Annotated in this window: 21 protein-coding genes; 14 read left to right on the forward strand and 7 right to left on the reverse strand. The window is 59.5% G+C overall.

What is annotated here, in order from left to right:
* The 4 genes from VY732_RS17735 to fabI are packed head-to-tail and all read left to right on the forward strand — an operon-like array spanning window position 1 to window position 4521.
* Window positions 1-1074, forward strand: coding sequence for a microcin C ABC transporter permease YejB (locus VY732_RS17735; protein WP_007910584.1), 1074 nt, complete (start codon window positions 1-3; stop codon window positions 1072-1074).
* Window position 1075: 1 nt separating this feature from the next.
* Window positions 1076-2095 (forward strand): ABC transporter permease, encoded by a 1020-nt coding sequence (locus VY732_RS17740; RefSeq protein WP_038366044.1) that lies wholly within the window; start codon window positions 1076-1078, stop codon window positions 2093-2095.
* Between the two features lies 1 nt (window position 2096).
* Window positions 2097-3707, forward strand: a complete 1611-nt coding sequence (locus VY732_RS17745) for an ABC transporter ATP-binding protein (protein WP_331691333.1) — start codon at window positions 2097-2099, stop codon at window positions 3705-3707.
* A 19-nt stretch (window positions 3708-3726) separates the two neighbouring features.
* Window positions 3727-4521: an enoyl-ACP reductase FabI gene (gene fabI, locus VY732_RS17750; RefSeq protein WP_007910591.1), complete on the forward strand. Its 795-nt coding sequence runs from the start codon at window positions 3727-3729 to the stop codon at window positions 4519-4521.
* A 706-nt stretch (window positions 4522-5227) separates the two neighbouring features.
* On the opposite strand, the gene VY732_RS17755 is transcribed toward fabI, so the two are convergent.
* The 4 genes from VY732_RS17755 to VY732_RS17770 are packed head-to-tail and all read right to left on the reverse strand — an operon-like array spanning window position 5228 to window position 9469.
* Window positions 5228-6193, reverse strand: coding sequence for a sensor domain-containing diguanylate cyclase (locus VY732_RS17755; RefSeq protein ID WP_116029618.1), 966 nt, complete (start codon window positions 6191-6193; stop codon window positions 5228-5230).
* Window positions 6194-6248: 55 nt separating this feature from the next.
* Window positions 6249-6827, reverse strand: coding sequence for a hypothetical protein (locus VY732_RS17760; RefSeq protein WP_160058415.1), 579 nt, complete (start codon window positions 6825-6827; stop codon window positions 6249-6251).
* Between the two features lies 1 nt (window position 6828).
* Window positions 6829-8991, reverse strand: a complete 2163-nt coding sequence (locus tag VY732_RS17765) for a xanthine dehydrogenase family protein molybdopterin-binding subunit (RefSeq protein WP_331691334.1) — start codon at window positions 8989-8991, stop codon at window positions 6829-6831.
* A 22-nt stretch (window positions 8992-9013) separates the two neighbouring features.
* A complete protein-coding gene (locus tag VY732_RS17770; RefSeq protein ID WP_003224136.1) occupies window positions 9014-9469 on the reverse strand; it encodes a (2Fe-2S)-binding protein in 456 nt (151 codons plus the stop codon).
* Between the two features lie 266 nt (window positions 9470-9735).
* Between VY732_RS17770 and VY732_RS17775 the strand changes: the two genes are divergently transcribed.
* Window positions 9736-10575, forward strand: a complete 840-nt coding sequence (locus VY732_RS17775) for an alpha/beta fold hydrolase (protein WP_331691335.1) — start codon at window positions 9736-9738, stop codon at window positions 10573-10575.
* A 170-nt stretch (window positions 10576-10745) separates the two neighbouring features.
* Here VY732_RS17775 and VY732_RS17780 read toward each other — a convergent pair whose 3' ends face one another.
* From VY732_RS17780 to VY732_RS17790, 3 genes are read right to left on the reverse strand one after another with little or no spacing between them, the layout of a single operon-like run.
* Window positions 10746-11138 carry a GFA family protein gene (locus tag VY732_RS17780; RefSeq protein WP_331691336.1) on the reverse strand — a complete coding sequence of 131 codons (393 nt, stop codon included), beginning with the start codon at window positions 11136-11138 and terminating at the stop codon, window positions 10746-10748.
* Between the two features lie 27 nt (window positions 11139-11165).
* A complete protein-coding gene (locus VY732_RS17785) occupies window positions 11166-11585 on the reverse strand; it encodes a type II toxin-antitoxin system YafO family toxin (RefSeq protein ID WP_212621680.1) in 420 nt (139 codons plus the stop codon).
* A gap of 6 nt (window positions 11586-11591) precedes the next feature.
* Window positions 11592-11738, reverse strand: coding sequence for a hypothetical protein (locus tag VY732_RS17790; protein ID WP_162835975.1), 147 nt, complete (start codon window positions 11736-11738; stop codon window positions 11592-11594).
* A 561-nt stretch (window positions 11739-12299) separates the two neighbouring features.
* Here VY732_RS17790 and VY732_RS17795 point away from each other — a divergent pair.
* The 9 genes from VY732_RS17795 (at window position 12300) to VY732_RS17835 (ending at window position 20834) form a co-directional block, all read left to right on the forward strand.
* Window positions 12300-12665 carry a DUF6124 family protein gene (locus VY732_RS17795; protein WP_077572365.1) on the forward strand — a complete coding sequence of 122 codons (366 nt, stop codon included), beginning with the start codon at window positions 12300-12302 and terminating at the stop codon, window positions 12663-12665.
* Between the two features lie 228 nt (window positions 12666-12893).
* Window positions 12894-13562: a class I SAM-dependent methyltransferase gene (locus tag VY732_RS17800; RefSeq protein ID WP_331691337.1), complete on the forward strand. Its 669-nt coding sequence runs from the start codon at window positions 12894-12896 to the stop codon at window positions 13560-13562.
* Between the two features lie 328 nt (window positions 13563-13890).
* Entirely contained in the window at window positions 13891-14415 is a 525-nt protein-coding gene (locus VY732_RS17805; RefSeq protein WP_331691338.1) for a sigma-70 family RNA polymerase sigma factor, read from the forward strand.
* Window positions 14416-14419: 4 nt separating this feature from the next.
* Window positions 14420-15385 carry a FecR domain-containing protein gene (locus tag VY732_RS17810; RefSeq protein ID WP_331691339.1) on the forward strand — a complete coding sequence of 322 codons (966 nt, stop codon included), beginning with the start codon at window positions 14420-14422 and terminating at the stop codon, window positions 15383-15385.
* A gap of 88 nt (window positions 15386-15473) precedes the next feature.
* Window positions 15474-17894 carry a TonB-dependent siderophore receptor gene (locus VY732_RS17815; protein ID WP_331691340.1) on the forward strand — a complete coding sequence of 807 codons (2421 nt, stop codon included), beginning with the start codon at window positions 15474-15476 and terminating at the stop codon, window positions 17892-17894.
* Window positions 17895-17988: 94 nt separating this feature from the next.
* Window positions 17989-18492 (forward strand): VOC family protein, encoded by a 504-nt coding sequence (locus VY732_RS17820; RefSeq protein WP_331691341.1) that lies wholly within the window; start codon window positions 17989-17991, stop codon window positions 18490-18492.
* A 35-nt stretch (window positions 18493-18527) separates the two neighbouring features.
* Window positions 18528-19361, forward strand: a complete 834-nt coding sequence (locus VY732_RS17825) for an AraC family transcriptional regulator (RefSeq protein WP_331691342.1) — start codon at window positions 18528-18530, stop codon at window positions 19359-19361.
* Window positions 19362-19486: 125 nt separating this feature from the next.
* Complete coding sequence (locus tag VY732_RS17830; RefSeq protein ID WP_077572353.1) at window positions 19487-19789, forward strand: ArsR/SmtB family transcription factor; 303 nt, start codon at window positions 19487-19489, stop codon at window positions 19787-19789.
* A 61-nt stretch (window positions 19790-19850) separates the two neighbouring features.
* Window positions 19851-20834: a zinc-dependent alcohol dehydrogenase family protein gene (locus VY732_RS17835; protein ID WP_331691343.1), complete on the forward strand. Its 984-nt coding sequence runs from the start codon at window positions 19851-19853 to the stop codon at window positions 20832-20834.
* Window positions 20835-20836 lie beyond the last annotated feature (2 nt).

Here is a 20836-nt window from a genome sequence, read left to right on the forward strand (position 1 = left end):
ATGCTGGCGTATATTTTTCGGCGACTGCTGCTGATCATCCCGACGCTGTTCGGCATTCTGCTGATCAACTTCGTGATCATTCAGGCCGCGCCCGGTGGCCCGGTGGAACAGATGATCGCCAAGCTCGAAGGCTTCGAAGGCGCTACCAGCCGGATTGCCGGCGGCGGTGCCGAGGTCTCCGTGGCCGGCTCGTCCTATCGCGGCGCGCAGGGGCTGGACCCGGCGCTGATCAAGGAAATCGAGCACATGTACGGGTTCGACAAGTCGGCCCCGGAACGCCTGTGGATCATGGTCAAGAACTACGCGCAGCTGGATTTCGGCGACAGTTTTTTCCGCGACGCCAAGGTCATCGACCTGATCAAGGAAAAGATGCCAGTGTCGATCTCGCTGGGGCTGTGGAGCACGCTGATCATGTACCTGGTGTCGATCCCGCTGGGGATCGCCAAGGCCACGCGGCACGGCAGCCACTTCGATGTGTGGACCAGTTCGGCGATCATCGTCGGCTATGCGATCCCGGCGTTCCTCTTTGCGATCCTGCTGATCGTGGTGTTTGCCGGCGGCAGTTATCTCGACTGGTTCCCGTTGCGCGGCCTGACCTCGAACAACTTCGATGAACTGAGTTTTGGCGGCAAGATCCTCGATTACTTCTGGCACCTCGCGCTGCCGGTGACCGCACTGGTGATCGGCAACTTCGCGACCATGACCCTGCTGACCAAAAACAGCTTCCTCGACGAAATCAACAAGCAGTACGTGGTCACCGCCAAGGCCAAAGGCCTGACCCGCCATCGCGTGCTCTACGGCCATGTGTTCCGCAACGCCATGCTGCTGGTGATTGCCGGATTCCCGTCGGCGTTCATCGGCATCTTCTTCACAGGATCCTTGCTGGTGGAAGTGATCTTCTCCCTCGACGGCCTCGGCCTGATGAGTTTCGAAGCAGCGATCAACCGCGATTACCCGGTGGTGTTCGGCACCCTGTTCATCTTCACCCTGCTCGGGCTGGTGGTGAAACTGATCGGCGACCTCACTTACACCCTGGTCGATCCGCGCATCGACTTCGAAAGCCGGGAGCATTGAGATGAACCTGTCCCCTCTCAACCGCCGCCGCTTCGAACTGTTCAAAGCCAACAAGCGTGGCTGGTGGTCGCTGTGGCTATTTCTGATCCTGTTCGGCGCAAGCCTCGGCGCCGAACTGATCGCCAACGACAAGCCGTTGGTGGTGCATTACGACAACAATTGGTATTTCCCGGCGATCAAGCGCTACCCGGAAACCACCTTCGGCGGCGAATTCCCGCTGGAAGCCAACTACAAGAGCCCGTACATCCGCGAACTGCTCAAGGCCAAGGATGCGTGGGTGTTGTGGGCGCCGATTCCCTACAGCTATCAGAGCATCAACTACGACCTGAAAGTCCCGGCGCCAGCGCCACCGTCGGCGGACAACCTGCTCGGCACTGACGATCAGGGTCGCGACGTGCTGGCGCGGGTGATTTACGGTTTCCGCATTTCCGTGCTGTTCGCGCTGACCTTGACCGTATTGAGTTCGATCATCGGCGTGATTGCCGGTGCTTTGCAGGGCTTTTATGGCGGCTGGGTCGACTTGGCCGGGCAGCGTTTTCTGGAGATCTGGTCGGGGCTGCCGGTGCTGTATCTGCTGATCATTCTCGCCAGTTTCGTCCAGCCGAATTTCTGGTGGCTGCTGGGGATCATGCTGCTGTTCTCCTGGATGAGCCTGGTCGACGTGGTGCGCGCCGAGTTCCTCCGGGGTCGCAACCTTGAATACGTGCGCGCCGCGCGGGCGCTGGGCATGCAGAACGGCGCGATCATGTTCCGCCACATTCTGCCCAACGCGATGGTCTCGACCATGACGTTTATGCCGTTCATCCTCACCGGCGCCATCGGCACCCTCACCGCGCTGGACTTCCTCGGGTTCGGTTTGCCGGCAGGCAGCCCGTCGCTGGGTGAACTGGTCGCGCAGGGCAAATCCAACCTGCAAGCGCCGTGGCTGGGCATGAGTGCCTTTGCCGTGCTCGCATTGATGTTGAGTTTGCTGGTGTTTATCGGCGAGTCCGCTCGCGATGCCTTCGACCCGAGGAAGTGAAATGAATCAGGACAATCTGATCGAAGTGCGCGACCTCGCCGTCGAATTCGGTTTCGGCGAGCGCGTGCACCGCGTCGTCGAGGGCGTGAGTTTCGATATCAAGCGTGGCGAAACCCTCGCGCTGGTGGGCGAATCCGGTTCGGGCAAATCGGTGACCGCGCATTCGATCCTGCGCCTGCTGCCCTATCCGATGGCCCGCCATCCGGCCGGCAGCATCAACTACGCCGGGCAAAATCTGCTGGGCCTGAGCGAAAAAACCATCCGGCACATTCGCGGCAACCGCATCGCGATGATCTTTCAGGAGCCGATGACCTCGCTGAACCCGCTGCACTCGATCGAGAAGCAGATCAACGAAGTCCTCGGCATCCACAAGGGCCTGACCGGTAAAGTCGCCACCAAGCGCACGCTGGAGCTGCTGGAGATGGTTGGCATCCCCGAGCCGCACAAGCGCCTCAAGGCCCTGCCCCATGAATTGTCCGGCGGTCAGCGCCAACGGGTGATGATCGCCATGGCCCTGGCCAACGAGCCTGAACTGCTGATTGCCGACGAGCCGACCACCGCTCTGGACGTGACCGTTCAGCTGAAAATTCTCGATTTGCTCAAGCAATTGCAGGCCCGATTGGGCATGTCGCTGTTACTGATCAGTCACGATTTGAACCTGGTGCGAAGAATTGCGCATCGTGTATGTGTCATGCAGCGCGGTTGCATCGTCGAACAGGCATCGTGCGCAGAGCTGTTCCGTTCGCCGCAGCATCCGTACACTCGGGAATTGCTCGGCGCGGAGCCCAGCGGAGGCCCGGCGAGCAATAAAATCGGCGCGCCGCTGCTTGAAGTCGAGGACCTGAAAGTCTGGTTCCCGATCAAGAAAGGCCTGCTCAAACGCACGGTGGATCACGTCAAGGCAGTGGACGGCATCAATTTCAGCCTGCCGCAGGGTCAGACTCTGGGGATTGTCGGGGAAAGCGGTTCCGGTAAATCCACCCTGGGTCTGGCGATTTTGCGGCTGATCGGTAGCAAAGGCGCGATCCGTTTTCAAGGCAAGCAGCTAGACTGCCTGACGCAGAACGAGGTTCGCCCGTTGCGTCGGCAGATGCAGGTGGTGTTTCAGGACCCGTTTGGCAGCCTGAGCCCGCGCATGTGTGTCAGCGACATCGTTGGCGAAGGCCTGCGGATTCACAAGATGGGCACCGCCGAGGAGCAAGAAGCGGCGATTATTGCGGCATTGAAGGAGGTAGGTCTGGATCCGGAAACCCGGCACCGCTACCCCCACGAATTTTCCGGTGGGCAACGGCAACGAATCGCCATTGCCCGGGCTTTGGTGCTGAAACCGGCGCTGATCCTGCTGGACGAGCCGACTTCGGCGCTCGACCGGACGGTGCAGCGGCAAGTGGTGGAGCTGTTGCGTTCACTGCAAGCCAAGTACAACCTGACGTATTTGTTTATCAGCCATGACCTGGCTGTCGTCAAAGCGCTGAGCCACCAGTTGATGGTGGTCAAGCATGGCCAAGTGGTCGAACAGGGAGACGCGCAAAGTATTTTTGCCGCCCCCCAACATCCGTATACACAGCAGTTGCTGGAAGCCGCTTTTTTGGCACCAGCCACTGCGCAATAACCTGAAAGAGGAGCAACACATGGGTTTTCTCGCCGGTAAGCGCGTACTGATCGTCGGTGTCGCCAGCAAGCTGTCCATCGCATCCGGCATCGCTGCCGCCATGCATCGCGAGGGCGCTGAGCTTGCCTTCACTTATCAGAACGACAAACTGAAAGGTCGTGTTGAAGAGTTCGCTCAAGGCTGGGGTTCGAGCCCTGAGCTGTGCTTCCCGTGCGACGTGGCCAGCGATGAAGAAATCGCCAAGGTCTTCGAAGCACTGAGCAAGAAGTGGGACGGCCTGGACTGCATCGTTCACTCCGTTGGTTTCGCCCCGGGCGACCAACTGGACGGCGACTTCACCGAAGCCACCACCCGTGACGGTTTCCGCATCGCTCACGACATCAGCGCCTACAGCTTCGTGGCCCTGGCCAAAGCCGGTCGCGAAATGATGAAAGGCCGCAACGGTAGCCTGCTGACCCTGTCGTACCTGGGCGCCGAGCGCACCATGCCGAACTACAACGTAATGGGCATGGCCAAGGCTTCGCTGGAAGCTGGCGTACGTTACCTGGCCGGCTCCCTGGGCCCGGACGGCACCCGCGTCAACTGCGTATCGGCTGGCCCGATCCGTACCCTGGCAGCCTCGGGCATCAAGAACTTCCGCAAAATGCTGGCCGCCAACGAAGCGCAAACCCCGCTGCGTCGCAACGTCACCATCGACGAAGTCGGCAACGCCGGCGCCTTCCTGTGCTCCGACCTGGCGTCGGGCATCAGCGGCGAAATCATGTACGTCGACGGCGGCTTCAACACCACCGCCATGGGCAACATCGAAGAGTGATCTTCGCTTAGCCAATAAAAAACCCGCCTGTTCAGGCGGGTTTTTTTATGCCTGCAACACTGTCCCCTGTGGGAGCGAGCCTGCTCACGAAGAGGCCGGCACCTTCAGCAGAGATGTTGCCTGACCGGACGCCTTCGCGAGCAAGCTCGCTCCCACATGGATTTGTGGTGAACCGGGATTTGTGAACACCGAAGGACCTGTGGGAGTGAGCTTGCTCACGAAGAGGCCGGCACATTCAACAGAGATGTTGCCTGACTGGACGCCTTCGCGAGCAGGCTCGCTCCCACATGGATTTGTGGTGAACCGGGATTTTGTGAATACCCGACACCCCTGTAGGAGCGAGCCTGCTCGCGAAAGCGGTGGGTCAGCCGATGAAGATGTTGAATGGCCGGACGCCTTCGCGAGCAGGCTCGCTCCCACATGGATCTGTGGTGAACCGGGATTTTGTGAACACCCGCCCCCCTGTAGGAGTGAGCCTGCTCGCGATAGCGGTGTGTCAGGCAATGAAGATGTTGAATGGCCGGACGCCATCGCGAGCAGGCTCGCTCCCACATGGATTTGTGGTGAACCGGGATTTTGAGAACACCCGACACCCCTGTAGGAGTGAGCCTGCTCGCGATAGCGGTAGGTCAGGCAATGAAGATGTTGAATGTGCGGACGCCATCGCGAGCAGGCTCGCTCCTACAGGGGATCTGCGGTGCATTCACTAACAACCCTTCAACGCCTGCTTGTGCGCATACATCGCGCCATCGGCATCCGCCAGCAAGCGATCCACGGTTTCATGGCGTTTCGAATCATATTCAATCTGGCCCACGCTGAAGCGAATCGCATACCCGCGATGCAGTGTGGCGTTGCGCTCTTCAAGGATTTCCTTGAGCCGCGCCATGATCGCCGTGGTTTCGACATGGCTGGAGCCGGTCAGCAACGCGACAAACTCATCCCCACCCAAACGCCCGACCACATCGCTCTCGCGAAAGGCAATGCGCAGCACATCAGCGAAGGTCTTCAGCGCACTGTCACCCTCGGCATGCCCATAAAGATCGTTGATCTGCTTGAAGTCATTGAGGTCGAAAAACAGCAAGGTCGCCGGCCGCTCCAGCCGTGCGCAGGCGTCCAGCGCATGCTGGGCCAGTTGCTTGAAGCCGCGTCGGTTGGACAGCAGCGTCAGCTCGTCCATGCTCGCCATCTGCACGGCGGTCAGCTCTTGCTCGGCCATCTCGGCCAGATCACGCAACAACGCGCGCTCTTCGTCGTCGAGATCACGGGGTTTGGTGTCGATCAGGCACAGCGTGCCCATTTTATTGCCGTTGGGCACGGTCAACGGGTAGCCGGCGTAGAAGCGGATATTCGGTGCACCAGTCACCAGCGGATTATCATGGAAGCGCACATCCTCACGGGCGTCGGGCACCAACAGCAGATCGTTCTGCAAAATCGCGTGTCCGCAGAATGAAACATCCCTGGGCGTTTCAGTGGCATCCAGGCCCACACAGGACTTGAACCACTGCCGATTGGTGTCGACCAGCGTCACCAGTGCAATCGGCACATTGAACAGGCGTTTCGCCAATCGTGTCAGTCGGTCGAAACGCTCTTCAGGGGCGGAATCGAGCAGTTCGAGACCGTGCAGCGCTTGAACTCGCGCCGTTTCATTCGCAGGTTTTCCTGGAACCAGCATCAGCACACTCCATTGGCAACAATGCTTTTAAGCGTAGCGCTAATTTGGCAATGGCTCACATTTGCGCCACCGGACAAGGCCCGCCCGCATCGGCCCACAGTTTGAATTGCGTAACGAAAATATCGTGCGGCACCGGCACCGGGGCGCGCCCTGCTCCGGGATTCCAGCCCCACAGCACCAATTTATCTTCGCTAACGTGTTTGATCAGCGCAGCGAAGTCGCGATCACCATTGCTCGAGCGATCCTTGATCATCGCGCAGAGCTTGTCCGGTGGCAGGCCGATCCAGGCCATTTTGTGTGCCGCCGGCGGCAGGCTCCAGTGCGGCGCGCCCGGCGGCGCATGCGGGCCGTAACTGGCCGGCGGATTGTTTTCCGCATGGCAGGTTGCACAGGGCAAACCGGCGGCACCCTTGCCGTCCATACCGCGCACCACGTTCATCGCGTGGGGGATGCCAGCGTCGAACTGCAACGGCGAATCCCCGGGAATATGACAGTTCTGGCAACGCGGGCTCTGAAAGACTTTCTGCACCGTGGTGAAGGCTTTCAGCGCTTCCTGATCATCGGCAAACAGGTCCGAGGCATAACCGCCCAGCCCCAGCAAAATCACCGTGCCCAACACTAGATGTCGTTTCATCTCACACCCCCGACAGTTGCAGCGGCAACTCGCGCAGGCGCTGCCCGGTCAGGGCGAACACCGCATTGGCCACGGCTGGCGCAGTCGGCGGCACACCGGCCTCGCCGATGCCGCCAGGTTTGTCGCTGCTGGGCACGATGTGCACTTCCACCACCGGCATCTCGTTAAGCCGCAGCACCTGATAATCGTGATAGTTGGACTGAACGACCGCGCCGTCCTTGAGCGTCAGTTTGCTGTGCAGCGCCATGCCCAGACCGAAAGTGATACACGACTCCATCTGCGCGGCGATGCTCTGCGGATTCACGGCAATCCCGCAGTCCACCGCACAAACCACGCGGTGCACGCGAATCGTCAGATTGTCTTGCGACACCTCGGCAACCTGCGCCACATAACTACCGAACGACTCGTGCACCGCCACCCCCAGCGCATGGCCGTCCGGCAACGGGGCTTTCCAGTTGGCCTTCTCCACCGCCAGATTGAGCACGCCCAAATGCCGAGGATGATCCTTGAGCAAGGTTCGTCGGTACTCCACCGGATCCTTTCCTGCCGCCGTAGCCATTTCATCGATCAGCGATTCCATGACGAAACCGGTGTGGCTATGGCCCACCGAGCGCAGCCACAGCACATTGATGCCGGTTTGCGGCGAATGCAGATCGACCTGATGATTGGCCAGGCCTTTGACGTAAGGGCTGTCGGAAACGCCTTCGACCGAGGTCGGGTCGATGCCGTTTTTGACCATCGTCGCCTCCATCAGCGTGCCGGTCATGATCGACTGCCCGACCAACACATGTTGCCAACTCGACGGCAAACCATCGGCGCCCAAGCCGATCTTCGCCTGATGCAGGAACATCGAACGGTAATAACCGCCGCGAATATCGTCTTCACGTGACCACACGGTTTTCACCGGCATGGCGGCGGCTTTCGCCACTTGCACGGCTTCGGCGACAAAGTCTGACGTTGGGTTGGCCCGGCGCCCGAAACCGCCGCCAAGGAATTCGGTGTGAATTTCCACCTGCTCCGGTTTCAGCCCGGTGATCTTGCCGGCGACCATTTGATCAAGCGTCTGAAATTGCGTGCCGGTCCAGATTTCGCATTTCTCGGCGCTGATCTTCACCGTGCAGTTGAGCGGCTCCATCGGCGCGTGAGCCAGATAAGGCACGCTGTATTCGACGTCGATTTTCTTCGCCGCTTTACCAAAACTGCCCTTGGCATCACCGGCCTGACTCGCCGATGTGCCTTGCGTGGCGGCCAGTTTGCGGAAACTTTCCAGCAGTTTTTCGCTGCTCAGATCGGCATGCGGGCCCAGATCCCAATCAATCTTCAAGGCATCGCGACCCAGTTTCGCCGCCCAGTAATGATCAGCGATCACCGCAACGCCCGTCGGCACTTGCAGCACTTTGTGCACGCCCGGCACCGCCAGCGCTTCAGCCCCTTCGAAGGATTTAACGCTGGCGCCGAATACCGGTGGGCGCGCGACCATCGCCGTCATCAAACCTTCAAATTGCACATCCATGCCGAACTTGGCGCGGCCAGTGATTTTCTCCGGCGTATCGAGGCGTTTGGTTGGTTTGCCAATGACTCTCCAGTCTTTGGCCTCCTTGAAGGTGATCGACTTCGGATCCGGCACCGGCAGTTGCCCGGCGGCGTCCGCTAACTCACCATAAGTCGCACGTTTGTCGCCGGCGATCACCACGCCCGATTCGGTGCGAATCGCCGATGGCGCCACCTCAAAGCGTTTCGCCGCCGCCTCGACCAGCATCTGCCGAGCGGTCGCGCCTGCCAGTCGATAACGGTCGAACTCCATCCACGTCGACGTCGAGCCGCCGGTAATCTGCATGCCGCCAAACCCCGGCATGCCGTAATCCGCCGCTGACGCTGGCGAGTGTTCAACGCGGATTTTCGACCAGTCCGCGTCCAGCTCCTCGGCAATCAGCATGGTCAGGCCGGTCCAGATGCCCTGCCCCATTTCCGAATGCCCGAGCAGCACGGTGACGCTGTTGTCTGCGGCAATGCGCAAAAACGCATTCGGCGCGAAAACCTTGCCTTCATTTTCGGCCGCATAGGCAAACTTGTGCCCGCCGGGGACGACAAACGCCACCACCAGCCCGCCGCCCAACACGGCACTGCCTTTGAGAAAACCCCGACGCGATACAGGACTGTTCATCGCCTATCTCCCACAAAAGCCATCAGCCGATTTCCGACGCACGTTTTACAGCCGCGCGGATTCTGGGATAGGTGCCGCAGCGGCAGATGTTGCCGGAGAGCGCCTGATCGATATCGCTGTCGGTAGGTTTGGGGATTTTCGCCAGCAGTGCCGCCGCAGACATGATCTGCCCCGACTGGCAGTAACCGCACTGCACCACGTCGAGTTCGGCCCAGGCTTGTTGCACCGGGTGTGAACCGTCGGTGGACAGACCTTCGATGGTGAGGATTTTCTGGCCGTGGGCCACCGCTGTTGCGGGGGTGATGCAGGCGCGCAATGGCGCGCCGTCAACGTGCACGGTGCAGGCCCCGCACTGGGCCATGCCGCAGCCGAATTTTGTGCCGGTCAGGTGCGCGACATCGCGCAGGACCCAGAGCAACGGCATGTCCGCGGGGACATCGAGCTCCTGATCCTTGCCATTGATATTCAAGGTCAGCATCGGGGAAATTCCTCAGACTCACGGTGTTCTGAAGGGGCGTCGCTGTGGCCATCAATGCCTACGCACGCCTCGGCTTATCCCTTTCAGCAAAGCCTAATTTGCGCACGAAGCCAGACGTTGCGACCACCGGTCATGCAGATGTCGACTTTAATCCTACAGTTGATAACGGCTCGCACTGAGCCATCGCAGTGGAAAACTCGTCATGAGCGAAACCGGTCCGCGCTGACTGCGCGGGTTACCCATCAGATTGGTCTGGAGTTGCGAACATGGGATTTGTCACCAGCAAAGACGGCGTCGAGATTTTCTACAAGGACTGGGGCCCGAAAGACGCGCCGGTGATCCACTTCCACCACGGCTGGCCGCTCAGTTCCGACGATTGGGATGCGCAGATGCTGTTTTTCCTCGGCAAAGGCTTCCGGGTGGTTGCCCATGATCGCCGTGGGCATGGGCGTTCGAGTCAGGTCTGGGATGGCCACGATATGGATCATTACGCCGACGATACGCTGGCGGTGGTCAATCATCTGGGTCTGAAGAACGTCGTGCATGTTGGCCATTCGACCGGTGGCGGTGAGGTGATCCATTACATCGCCCGGCATGGTCAGGCCAACGTCGCCAAAGGTGTGCTGATCAGTGCGGTGCCGCCGTTGATGGTGCAGACCGAGAGCAATCCGGCTGGCTTGCCGAAGTCGGTGTTCGATGACTTTCAGGCGCAACTGGCGGCGAATCGCGCGCAGTTCTATCGGGATATTCCGACGGGGCCTTTTTATGGCTACAACCGGCCGGGTGCCACACCTTCAGAGGGGATTATTGCCAACTGGTGGCGGCAAGGGATGATTGGGGGGGCGAAGGCGCATTACGACGGGATCGTCGCGTTTTCGCAGACCGATTTCACCGAGGACTTGAAGAAGGTCACGGTGCCGGTGCTGGTGATGCATGGCGAGGATGATCAGATTGTGCCGTATGCGGATTCGGGGCCGTTGTCGGCGAAGTTACTGCCCAATGGCACGTTGAAGTCGTATCCGGGATTCCCGCACGGGATGCCGACGACGGAGGCCGAGACGATCAACGCGGATCTGCTGGCGTTTATTCGCGGTGAAGATCTGTAAGTTTATGTACTGCACCCTGTGGGAGCGAGCTTGCTCGCGAAAGCGTCATTACTTTCAATATTGATGTCGACTGACACGACGCCTTCGCGAGCAAGCTCGCTCCCACAGGGGCTACGTGACATGCCAAAAATCGTCACTCCATTCCAAGTCCCAGAAGTTTTCTGCCCCCTCTAATCCTCTGTACGCTCCGTGCTCTCGCGATCACGCTCGTAGTGGTGGGCCAGTGGAAACGCCGGTAGCCACGACTCGCGGCGGATGGTCCAGAGTTCGTAGGTGGGTTTGAACTGATTAGGCTCATCGAGCGATCCGACGTTGACCTCCACTTCATCTGCCGAACGCGCGAACACTGGAGAGCCGCAGCGCGGGCAGAAAAAGCGCCCGTTGTAGTCGCGGGTTTCGCCGGTGACCTTCAACGCATCCTCGGGAAATATGGCCGAGGTGCCGAACAGCGCGCCATGGCGTTTGCGGCAGTCGAGGCAGTGGCAGATGCCGACTCGGTAGGGCTGGCCTGTCACTTCGAAACGGACATCGCCGCACAGGCAACCGCCAGTCAATCGATTCATGTCACACCTCCTCTGCTCGACTGCAAATTACAGATCGTCCAAATCGGGAAAGGCAATCCTGCCCAGCGTCCAAGGCTCAACAATCTGGCAATGCACATTGCGCAGAAATGAGCTCCACTCGCTTCGGTTATGGGCATCCGGGCCGGTGACCGTCAGTAACAGATATTCATCCCGAAACGCGTCATAGGCATAGATCAGCCAAAAGTCATTATCAGCGTCGTCAACCAATACAGTGCGGTAATACTGACGATTTATTTTTGCCCATCGAGCTTGCAGTGACGAAGTACTGGCAAGGTGGATATGGTGCATATCGGTCAGATCGAGTCGTTCGTCACGCCCGAAAATCCCGGGTAATTCACCGCACACCTTGTAGTTATAAAAATGTGCAGCGAAGTTTTGCCAGTTAGTGATTTTTTCAAAAAGCGCAGAAATCTTGATGGCTGGCATTCAGGCCTACTTTGTAATAGGTAGCCTGCCAGTGATCACAAATTTATCGAACACTTTCTGCCCATCACGCGCGGCTTGCCGAACATCAAGGAATGTCAGCTCATCACGAACTTCCTTCTTGTCAGGTTTGTCGGTCTTTCTGGTGGTGGCCATCGGAGCCTCCGAAGGTTGTGTATTCATGCTGACCAGCTTAAGTGATTAAGTTTTGACCGGCAAACGATAGGATCTTGTTTCAAGGCAGACAAGTCGGCGGATTCTTGCAGATCTGTAGGTCATTACACCCAAAATTGTAGTCCGTAAAACTCCTGAATTTAGATCTCATTGCTCGGTAATGCCCATTGGTAAACGTCATCCGGTTATCGCGTTTAAAGCACACAAACCGTTACGCCATCCTCCCTACAACACCTTGCGTCGTTACCTACGCGTACGCCAGAATCCGCCGGCTTACACGGCTATGGGCCGGGCTATATCGTTTGCTTGTCACTGCAGAACAGTGATCGGGTTTGGTAGCCCGCTTTAAATTGTCGTTGTTGCGACACCGTCGATGCTGTCTCCTTTTTTTGAGGTATGGCTTTGTATGGTGGGCATGCGTGGGGCTCATCCGTGAGCGCCGGGTTACCCAATTTGACCGGTCTACCAACCCGCGCATGGCCGCCACCCGCCGTTTGGTAGCGAGGGTGATGGCTCCCATTTTTTCAAATTGGAGCTTTATCTATGTTCAAAATCACGCCAAATCCACCGCCCACCGATCCAATCCCTCACGACCCCGCGCTTAACCCGCAAAAGGTCAAAGAAGCCACCGACCGCGCCCTCGACTACTACCTGCGACCCGAAGCACTGGGTGCTCCACCAAGCTCGCCCCCATTTCGCCCCGTCTACCTAGTCGACCCCACGCTGGATGAAGAAACCCTGCTGGTCGAAGCCTGTGAGTCGCTTTCCTACGCCCACTCCATGGCCGGTAACATCGCCAACTCGATAGGCGGCCCGGAGCGCAAACCGCTGCTGGCGCTGCAACAGGTGATCATGCTGAACGAGCTGTTGGTCAATCGACTGCTGGACAAGCTGCGCGTACCGCAATAATCACCAGACCGAATGAGTGAGGGGTTACCTGCCCCTCACTTTCGCTTCGCCCCTCCGTCGCTTGATGAGCAAAACCCATCAAGCCATCGTGCTGATCCGCACAGTCACCTTCTTTACTATCCAAATCGCCGTGAGCATTCGTCACTGTTTAGGGTTGCGATTGGTGCGCGTAAGGCTCGCCTGGCGATCAACGTCCATACTGTGGTTTTCGATACAGTGGACACCGTCATGCCCTCCCCCGAATCCAGCCTTTTGCAGAGCTGGCACGACAACGCTGAGGCCTGGATCGAAGTGATCCGCAGCGGCGCCATCGAAAGCCGTCAGCAGGTTACCGATCAGGCAATTCTGCTGGCGATCATGAGCCGGCAGCCGCAGCGTGTGCTGGATCTGGGTTGCGGCGAAGGCTGGTTGTTGCGGGCGCTGGCGGATCGCGGGATTGATGCGGTCGGTGTGGATGGCGATGCGCAGCTGATCGAGGCGGCACGTTTGGCGGGGGCGGCGCGAGTGCATGTCGCGAACTATGAAGCGCTGGTCGATGGCAAGGTCGATATTGGCCGTGACTATGACCTGATCTGCGCCAATTTCTCATTGCTGCATCAGGACATTATTCCGCTGCTGGCCGCGATGAATGGGTTGCTGATTCCTGGCGGTGCTTTGGTTATCCAGACATTGCATCCATGGGCCGTCGCGGCAGGTGATTATCAGGATGGCTGGCGCGAAGAAACCTTCGCCGGATTCAAAGGCCAGTGGCAGCCGATGCCCTGGTATTTCCGCACACTGTCGAGCTGGCTTAATGCGCTGGACATGGCCGGGTTCCAACTGGCCAGCCTGCAAGAGCCACAACACCCGCAAAGCCGAGTACCACAGTCATTGCTGATGATGGCTGAGCGCCGCTGAGCTCCCAGATTTTCCACCATCCATTGTAGGAGTGAGCCTGCTCGCGATAGCGGTATGTCAGGCAATACAGATTCAGACTGTGCCAACGTCTTCGCGAGCAGGCTCGCTCCCACAGGGTTTTGCGTTAACCAAATATCCAGGGAACGCTGCTCCCACACGAATCAAGCAAGGTGGCGGATCACTGGTCATTACGACTACGCCAAGCCAGAAACCAAAAACCCTCCACCTAAAAGCAAACCAATATCATTTGCGCACTCCCCGTCCTTTTGCTTTAATCGCGACCCATTCTTATTTAGACCGGTAACGGTCGCCCTGGACGCTTGCGCAAATGACCGTCGCCGATGCCTCGCTCGTGCACAATCTCTACCTCAGCCACCATCGCTGGCTGCACGAGCTATTGCGTCGACGCCTGAGCAATGCGATGGATGCCGCCGACCTCGCCCACGACACCTTCGTGCGCGTGCTCAAGCGCCCGCAGGCCTTCAATGGCGAAGTCCATGAGCGCTCCCATCTGGCGACCATCGCCCGGGGGTTGTGCGTCGATCACTGGCGCCGTCGGCAACTCGAGCAGACCTGGCTCGACACCCTCGCCAGCCGCCCGCCAGCCTTGCAGCCCTCCCCCGAGCAACAGGCAATCATCGTCGAAACCCTGCACGAAGTGGACGCCATGCTCCAGCGCTTGCCGCAACGGGTCAGCGAGGCGTTCATCCTCGCCCAACTGCACGGCATGCCGTACAAACTGATCGCCGCACAGATCGGCGTCAGCGAGCGGATGGTCAAGAAGTACCTGGCGCAGGCGATGATGCATTGCGCGATCCTCGAAGCTGAACTCGACGGGTTGCTGATTGAGTAATCCGGTGAATACGCTCAGCCACGCCAGCCTTGAGCAGGCGGCCAACTGGTACGTGCAATTGCATGACGAGCAGGTTGCCGAGCCTGAGCGTCTGCGTTGGCAGGCGTGGCTGGCGCAAAGTCCCGAGCATCAGGCGGCGTGGCGCTATGTCGAACGGGTCGGCCAGCGTTTTGCGCCATTGCAGAGCGAAAGCGAAGCCGTCAGCCACACCCTGCGCAACAGCGCGCGCACTTCGATCAGCCGCCGTCAGTCGCTTAAAGGCTTGCTGATTCTCGCGGCCACCGGGCTCGCGGGTTGGGCGGTCGGGCGCAACACCCCGCTGCTGGACTCGGTAGAACGCTTGAGCGCCGACCTCTCCACCGGCACTGGGGAAACCCGCGAAGCCACGTTAAGTGATGGCAGTCGAATCTGGCTCAACGCCTTGAGCGCGTTGAATGTGCGTTTCGATGCCCGCCAGCGTTTGCTGCAACTGCGCGCCGGCGAAGTGCTGATCGACACCGCGAAAGACCTTGGTCGCGCCTTTTGGGTCGAGACCGAACAGGGCCGGATGCGTGCGCTGGGGACGCGTTTCAGCGTGCGCCAGACGGATCGCAACACGCTGCTGAATGTCTACGAGGGCGCGGTTGAAGCCACTAACCACCAAGGCGAAAGCCAAGTGGTGCAGGCTGGTCAGCAACTGGTGTTCAGCGCAGGCCGCTTGAACACCCGGACCGTAGCGGATTCATCCCGCGAAGCCTGGCGGCGCGGCGTGTTGCTGGCCGATAACTTGCCGCTGGGCGAGCTGATCGAAGAACTCAGTCGCTATCGCCCGGGGCATCTGCATTGTGATCCGACGGTGGCGAACTTGCCGGTGATGGGGTCGTTCCCGCTCAAGGACACCGATCAGGCCTTGCGTCTGCTGGAAGCTGCACTGCCGATCCGCATCAGTAAAACCTTCAACTGGTGGGTCAGCGTCGGACCCACAGCCTGAGGGTTTCTCCCATCACGGTTCCCTTTTTGCGGGTTCATTCGGTTAACCCTCAGCAGCCCTCATTTCGTTGATTGCCCCCGGAAATTCCATGTTGCGCGCCACCCTCGCCCGCTGTCGTTTTGCTCTGGCCATGGCATCTGCCGTGCCGGGGTTGTGCGTGTCGATGGCGCTGGCAGATGTGCAGAAGCAGCATTACGTAGTGGCTCCCGGCTCATTGGTCACAGTGCTCAACCATTTCGCCGAGCAGAGCGGCGTGTTTATCGCCGGGCACAATGATCTGGCGGCAGACAAACGCAGCGCCGGTATGAGCGGTGATTACACCCCGCAACAGGCCTTGCAAATCCTCCTCAAGGGCAGCGGCCTGCAAACGCAGCGCCTGAGCGGCGGCGGTTATGTCCTGCGCAGCATAGCCACTGCGGATCCGCTGCAACTGGACGCCACCACCATCAGCGGCAAAACCCTCGGCGCCATCACCGAAGACACTCACGCCTACACCACCGGCCTCAGCGCCTCCGCCACCGGCCTGCCGCTGTCCCTGCGCGAGACCCCGCAATCGGTCACGGTGATCACCCGTCAGCAACTCGACGATCAGGGCGCCAACGGTATCGCCGACGTGTTGCGCCGCGCGCCGGGCATCAGCGTGCAGAACTACGACAGCGAGCGTTGGGAATTTTCCAGCCGTGGTGCACCGATCACCAATTTCCAGTACGACGGCGTCAACACCGATTACGACGGCGTCTACGATTACGGCACCACCAGCACCGATATGGCGATCTTCGACCGCGTCGAAATCATCAAGGGTGCCTCGGGTTTGATGACCGGCTCGGGCGACCCGTCGGCCACGGTCAACCTGATCCGCAAACGCCCTACCCCCGCGTTCAAAGCCTCACTCAGCGGCAGCATCGGTTCGTGGGACAACTACCGCAGTGAGTTCGATGTCTCCGGGCCGCTGAACAACAACCTGCGCGCCCGCTTCGTCGGCGTTCATCAGCAGCGCAGCGCTTACGCCGATCACTACCAGAACAGCAAGGACATCGCCTACGCCATCGTCGAAGCCGATCTGAACCCGGACACTCTGTTGACCGTTGGTTTCGATCAACAGAACACCCGCTCACGCGGTGCCACCTGGACCGGTTTCCCGATGTTCTACAGCGACGGCTCGCGGACGCATTTCTCGCGCTCGTTCAACCCGGCCACAGACTGGAGCCGCCGCGACTTTATCAACCAGACCTTGTTTGCCGCCGTCACCCGGCAACTGCAAAACGACTGGGCGTTGAAAATCAGCTACGACCGCAAACACCGCGAGCACGACACCCTGCTCGGCTCGGCCAGTGGCGGCAATCCGGACCCGGTGAGCGGCGATGGCATGTTTCTGTACATGGGTAAATTCAAGGGCGACGAGGTGCAAGACAATGTCGATCTCAACCTCGGCGGGCCGTTCAGCCTGTTCGGTCGCGAGCATCAATTACTTGTCGGTTTCATGGCGATGAACACCCGTCAAAACAACCCGGTCTACGGCTCGGTGTACCCGCCGCTGAACGCCAGTATTTTCGACTGGCATGGCGAGTTCGCCAAACCGGATATCCCGCAGATTGGCACGGACGCCATCCGTCAGCACCAGACCGGCGCGTACCTCTCGAGCCGCTTCATGGCCAGCGACGATCTGGCGCTGATTCTCGGCGGACGGATCAGCGATTTCAGCGCCAGCGATCACCTCGACTACAGCGACCCGAATACGACCAATGTCCGCGACGGCTACCGCCAGACCGGGGTGGTCACGCCGTATGCCGGCGCGGTCTACGACCTCGATGACACCTACTCGCTCTACACCAGTTACACGCGCATTTATCAACCGCAACTGAGCAAGGACGCCACGGGCCAGATACTCGACCCGGTGCAAGGCGACAGCTACGAAGCGGGGATCAAAGCCGAGTACTTCGACGGACGGCTCAACGCCAGTTTCGCCGTGTTCCGCATCGAGCAGGACAACGTCGCCGAACAGGTCAGCGGCTTCGACAATCAAGCGGTGTACCGCGCCGTGCAAGGCGCGACGACCAAGGGCTTCGAGTTCGAACTGGCCGGTGAAATCGCCGACGGCTGGAATCTCTCCGCCGGCTACGCCTACAACCACACCCGCGATGCCAAAGGTGATCCGGTGTACGCCTCGATTCTACAAACCACCGCGCCCGAGCAATTGGTGCGGGTGTTCAGCAGCTATCGCCTCCCCGGCGTCTGGCAAAACCTCACCCTGGGCGGCGGTGTCAGTTGGCAGAGCGAATTCTTCGGCGACGTATTCCAGCCCGGCGCCAACCAGAACGTGCGCATCACGCAGGACAGTTACTACCTGGTCGATGCGATGGCGCGCTATCGCTTCAACGAGCACCTGAGCACTTCGCTCAACATCAAGAACCTCTTCGACAAGAGCTACTACACGGGCCTTGGCAACTTCGGCACCGGTTTCTACGGCGAACCGCGCAACCTGCAACTGTCCGCGCGCTGGGATTTCTGACACACGGCAACTTGTCGATCTACGGCACCGGCAATCGACCAAGGACTGACTACGCTGTTAATCCAGCGTGTCTAACCTGCCGAGGATGACTGCCATGCAACGCTTTCAGAAACTCACGCCCTGCCTGTGGTTCGACGATCAGGCCGAAGCCGCCGCGAAGTTTTACTGCTCGATCTTCGATCACGCGAAAATCACCGGCCTGACCCACTACAGCAAGGTCGGCCAGGAATTTCACGGCAAGCCGGAAGGTGCGGTGATGACCGTCAGTTTCGAGCTCGACGGCCAGACCTTCACCGGGCTCAACGGTGGGCCGATGTTCAAATTCAGCGAGGCGATCTCGTTTCAGGTCAACTGCCAGAATCAGGAAGAAGTCGACCATTTCTGGGGCAATCTGTCCGAGGGTGGCCCTGTCGAAGCCCAGCAATGCGGCTGGCTCAAGGACAAGTTCGGGGTGTCATGGCAGATCGTCCCGGTGGCGTTCATGCAGATGATGCTGGATGCCGACACCAGCAAATCGCAGCGCGCCATGCAGGCCATGTTCACGATGAAAAAACTCGACATTGCCGAACTCGAACGGGCCTTTGCCAGCCAGAGCTAATACACTGGCGCACTGGCCTGCCGGGAATAACAACGATGAAACACGCTGCCGCCAAAAACCCTGAAAAGGCCCCGCGCTTCTGGCGCGACGCGGCGCTACCATTCATTGAAGCGCGGGCCATCGCCGATGGCCGCGAGGTCTGCTATGCGCGGCATTCCCACGCGCATTTCTCCATCGGTGCGATCACCGCCGGGCGCAGCAGCTATGTGCATGAGCAGACGCAGTTCGAGGTCGCGGCGGGCACGGTGGTGCTGATGAATCCCGGCGATGTGCATGCGTGCAATCCGATCGATGATCAGCCGTGGTCGTATGTGATGCTGTATGTCGAGACGCCTTGGCTGACGGATCTGCAGCATCAGTTGGGCTTTGCCAGTGATCTTGAGTTTCGGCGCTTTTCCACCACACACCTTGATGACGCTGCGCTGTTCAAAGAACTGAACGGGCTGTATCAAACGTTAGTCGATTCGCAACAGGATGTGCTGCGCAAGCAAAGCGCTGCGGTGGAGTTTTTCAGCGATCTGCAACTGCGCCTCAACCCTGCCGGACCGTCGTTGCGCGAGCCGAATTTCAAACTGGAACGCGCGGCTGACTTCATCCGCGAGCACTGCACCGAAGTGCTGAACCTCGACGACATCTGCGCCGCGGCACAGCTGTCACCGTCCTACCTGATCCGCGCTTTCAAACAGCATTACGGCATGACGCCCCACGCGTTTCTGGTCAACCAGCGCATCCAGTTCGCCCGCGAGCGTTTGCGCAGCGGGGAGTTGATCGCTGATGTGGCGCTTGAGGCCGGGTTTGCCGATCAGGCGCATTTTCAGCGAGCGTTCAAGCAACATCTGGCGGCGACACCCGGCCAATATCGCGGCTGACACGTCATCTGAAACTCAACACCTCCCCTGTGGGAGCGAGCCTGCTCCCACAGGGTCAGAGTGATTGCCTGATCGGTTTCACATTCAGATATTGACATATCGGTAAATTCCGATATCGTCGCGACATGGAACTACTCGAAATCTTCAAAGCCCTCTCGAACCGCACACGCCTGGAAATCCTCAAAGGCCTGAAGGATCCCGAGAAACACTTTCCTCCCCAGGATGAGGGTGACGTGCACACCGTGGGCGTTTGCGTCAGCAGTATTCAGGAAGGCGTCGGGCTGTCGCAGTCGACGGTGTCTGATTATCTGGCGACGCTGCAACGCGCCGGCCTGGTGGAAGTCAGGCGCATCGGCCAATGGACCTATTACAAACGCAACGAAGCAGCGATCAGTGCGCTGGCCGAGATCATCGGCAGCGAGCTGTAATTTTTTACCCCACGATATCGAGATTTCCCGATATCCCTTTTTACCGAAACGAGGCAATGCAATGAAAGCGATGATCCTTACTTCATTTGGCGGCGCGCAATCGTTCGAACTTTGTGAAGTGCCCAAACCAGTGCCACAAGCCGGCGAAGTGCTGGTGCGGGTGCACGCCACTTCCATTAACCCGCTGGATTATCAGGTTCGCCGTGGCGACTATGCCGATCTGGTGCCCCTCCCCGCCATTACCGGTCACGACGTTTCTGGCGTTGTCGAAGCCGTCGGACCGGGGGTGACGGCTTTCGCGCCGGGTGACGAAGTCTGGTACACCCCGCAGATTTTCGGCGGGCCAGGCAGTTACGCCGAGTACCACGTCGCGGCGGAAAATATTATCGCCAGGAAGCCGCCCGCACTGAGCCATCTTGAAGCGGCGAGCCTGAGCCTGGTCGGCGGCACGGCGTGGGAAGCGCTGGTCGTGCGGGCGGCGCTCAGAGTCGGTGAAAGCATTCTGATTCACGGCGGCGCGGGTGGCGTCGGTCATGTCGCAATCCAGCTGGCCAAAGCCATCGGCGCGAAGGTCTTCACCACCGTGCGTGAAGGCAATTTCGAGTTCGCCCGGCGCATGGGTGCCGATGTGCTGATCGACTACGAAAAGGAAGATTACGTCGAGGCGATCCTGCGCGAAACCGCTGGTCGCGGCGTCGATGTGGTGTTCGACACCATCGGCGGCAATACCCTGACACGCAGCCCGGACGCCCTCGCACAGCTTGGCCGCGTGGTATCGATCGTCGACCTTGCCCAGCCGCAAAACCTGATTCAGGCCTGGGGCAAGAACGCCAGCTACCACTTCGTGTTCACCCGGCAAAACCGCGGCAAACTCGATGAACTGAGCGCATTGATCGCGAACGGTCAGTTGCGTCCGCACGTTGGCGCGGTCTATCCGCTGGCCGACATCGGCCTCGCCCATACCCGGCTGGAAACGCCCAACAACGGCGTCCAAGGGAAGATCGCGATTGCTGTCGCGCCGTCGTCCGAACTCGCCAATCGCTGAAC

The organism is Pseudomonas sp. ZY71 (genome assembly GCF_036542145.1).
Classification (GTDB): Bacteria; Pseudomonadota; Gammaproteobacteria; order Pseudomonadales; family Pseudomonadaceae; genus Aquipseudomonas; species Aquipseudomonas koreensis_A.

Excerpts from the sequence above, each read along its gene's own strand:
- VY732_RS17735 (WP_007910584.1), top strand. The coding sequence starts at position 1 with ATGCTGGCGTATATTTTTCGGCGACTGCTGCTGATCATCCCGACGCTG.
- VY732_RS17760 (WP_160058415.1), bottom strand. The coding sequence starts at position 6,827 with ATGAAACGACATCTAGTGTTGGGCACGGTGATTTTGCTGGGGCTGGGC.
- VY732_RS17775 (WP_331691335.1), top strand. The coding sequence starts at position 9,736 with ATGGGATTTGTCACCAGCAAAGACGGCGTCGAGATTTTCTACAAGGAC.
- VY732_RS17795 (WP_077572365.1), top strand. The coding sequence starts at position 12,300 with ATGTTCAAAATCACGCCAAATCCACCGCCCACCGATCCAATCCCTCAC.
- VY732_RS17800 (WP_331691337.1), top strand. The coding sequence starts at position 12,894 with ATGCCCTCCCCCGAATCCAGCCTTTTGCAGAGCTGGCACGACAACGCT.
- VY732_RS17805 (WP_331691338.1), top strand. The coding sequence starts at position 13,891 with ATGACCGTCGCCGATGCCTCGCTCGTGCACAATCTCTACCTCAGCCAC.
- VY732_RS17815 (WP_331691340.1), top strand. The coding sequence starts at position 15,474 with ATGTTGCGCGCCACCCTCGCCCGCTGTCGTTTTGCTCTGGCCATGGCA.
- fabI (WP_007910591.1), top strand. The coding sequence starts at position 3,727 with ATGGGTTTTCTCGCCGGTAAGCGCGTACTGATCGTCGGTGTCGCCAGC.
- VY732_RS17785 (WP_212621680.1), bottom strand. The coding sequence starts at position 11,585 with ATGCCAGCCATCAAGATTTCTGCGCTTTTTGAAAAAATCACTAACTGG.
- VY732_RS17745 (WP_331691333.1), top strand. The coding sequence starts at position 2,097 with ATGAATCAGGACAATCTGATCGAAGTGCGCGACCTCGCCGTCGAATTC.
- VY732_RS17765 (WP_331691334.1), bottom strand. The coding sequence starts at position 8,991 with ATGAACAGTCCTGTATCGCGTCGGGGTTTTCTCAAAGGCAGTGCCGTG.
- VY732_RS17820 (WP_331691341.1), top strand. The coding sequence starts at position 17,989 with ATGCAACGCTTTCAGAAACTCACGCCCTGCCTGTGGTTCGACGATCAG.
- VY732_RS17740 (WP_038366044.1), top strand. The coding sequence starts at position 1,076 with ATGAACCTGTCCCCTCTCAACCGCCGCCGCTTCGAACTGTTCAAAGCC.
- VY732_RS17830 (WP_077572353.1), top strand. The coding sequence starts at position 19,487 with ATGGAACTACTCGAAATCTTCAAAGCCCTCTCGAACCGCACACGCCTG.
- VY732_RS17755 (WP_116029618.1), bottom strand. The coding sequence starts at position 6,193 with ATGCTGGTTCCAGGAAAACCTGCGAATGAAACGGCGCGAGTTCAAGCG.
- VY732_RS17835 (WP_331691343.1), top strand. The coding sequence starts at position 19,851 with ATGAAAGCGATGATCCTTACTTCATTTGGCGGCGCGCAATCGTTCGAA.
- VY732_RS17825 (WP_331691342.1), top strand. The coding sequence starts at position 18,528 with ATGAAACACGCTGCCGCCAAAAACCCTGAAAAGGCCCCGCGCTTCTGG.
- VY732_RS17770 (WP_003224136.1), bottom strand. The coding sequence starts at position 9,469 with ATGCTGACCTTGAATATCAATGGCAAGGATCAGGAGCTCGATGTCCCC.
- VY732_RS17780 (WP_331691336.1), bottom strand. The coding sequence starts at position 11,138 with ATGAATCGATTGACTGGCGGTTGCCTGTGCGGCGATGTCCGTTTCGAA.
- VY732_RS17790 (WP_162835975.1), bottom strand. The coding sequence starts at position 11,738 with ATGGCCACCACCAGAAAGACCGACAAACCTGACAAGAAGGAAGTTCGT.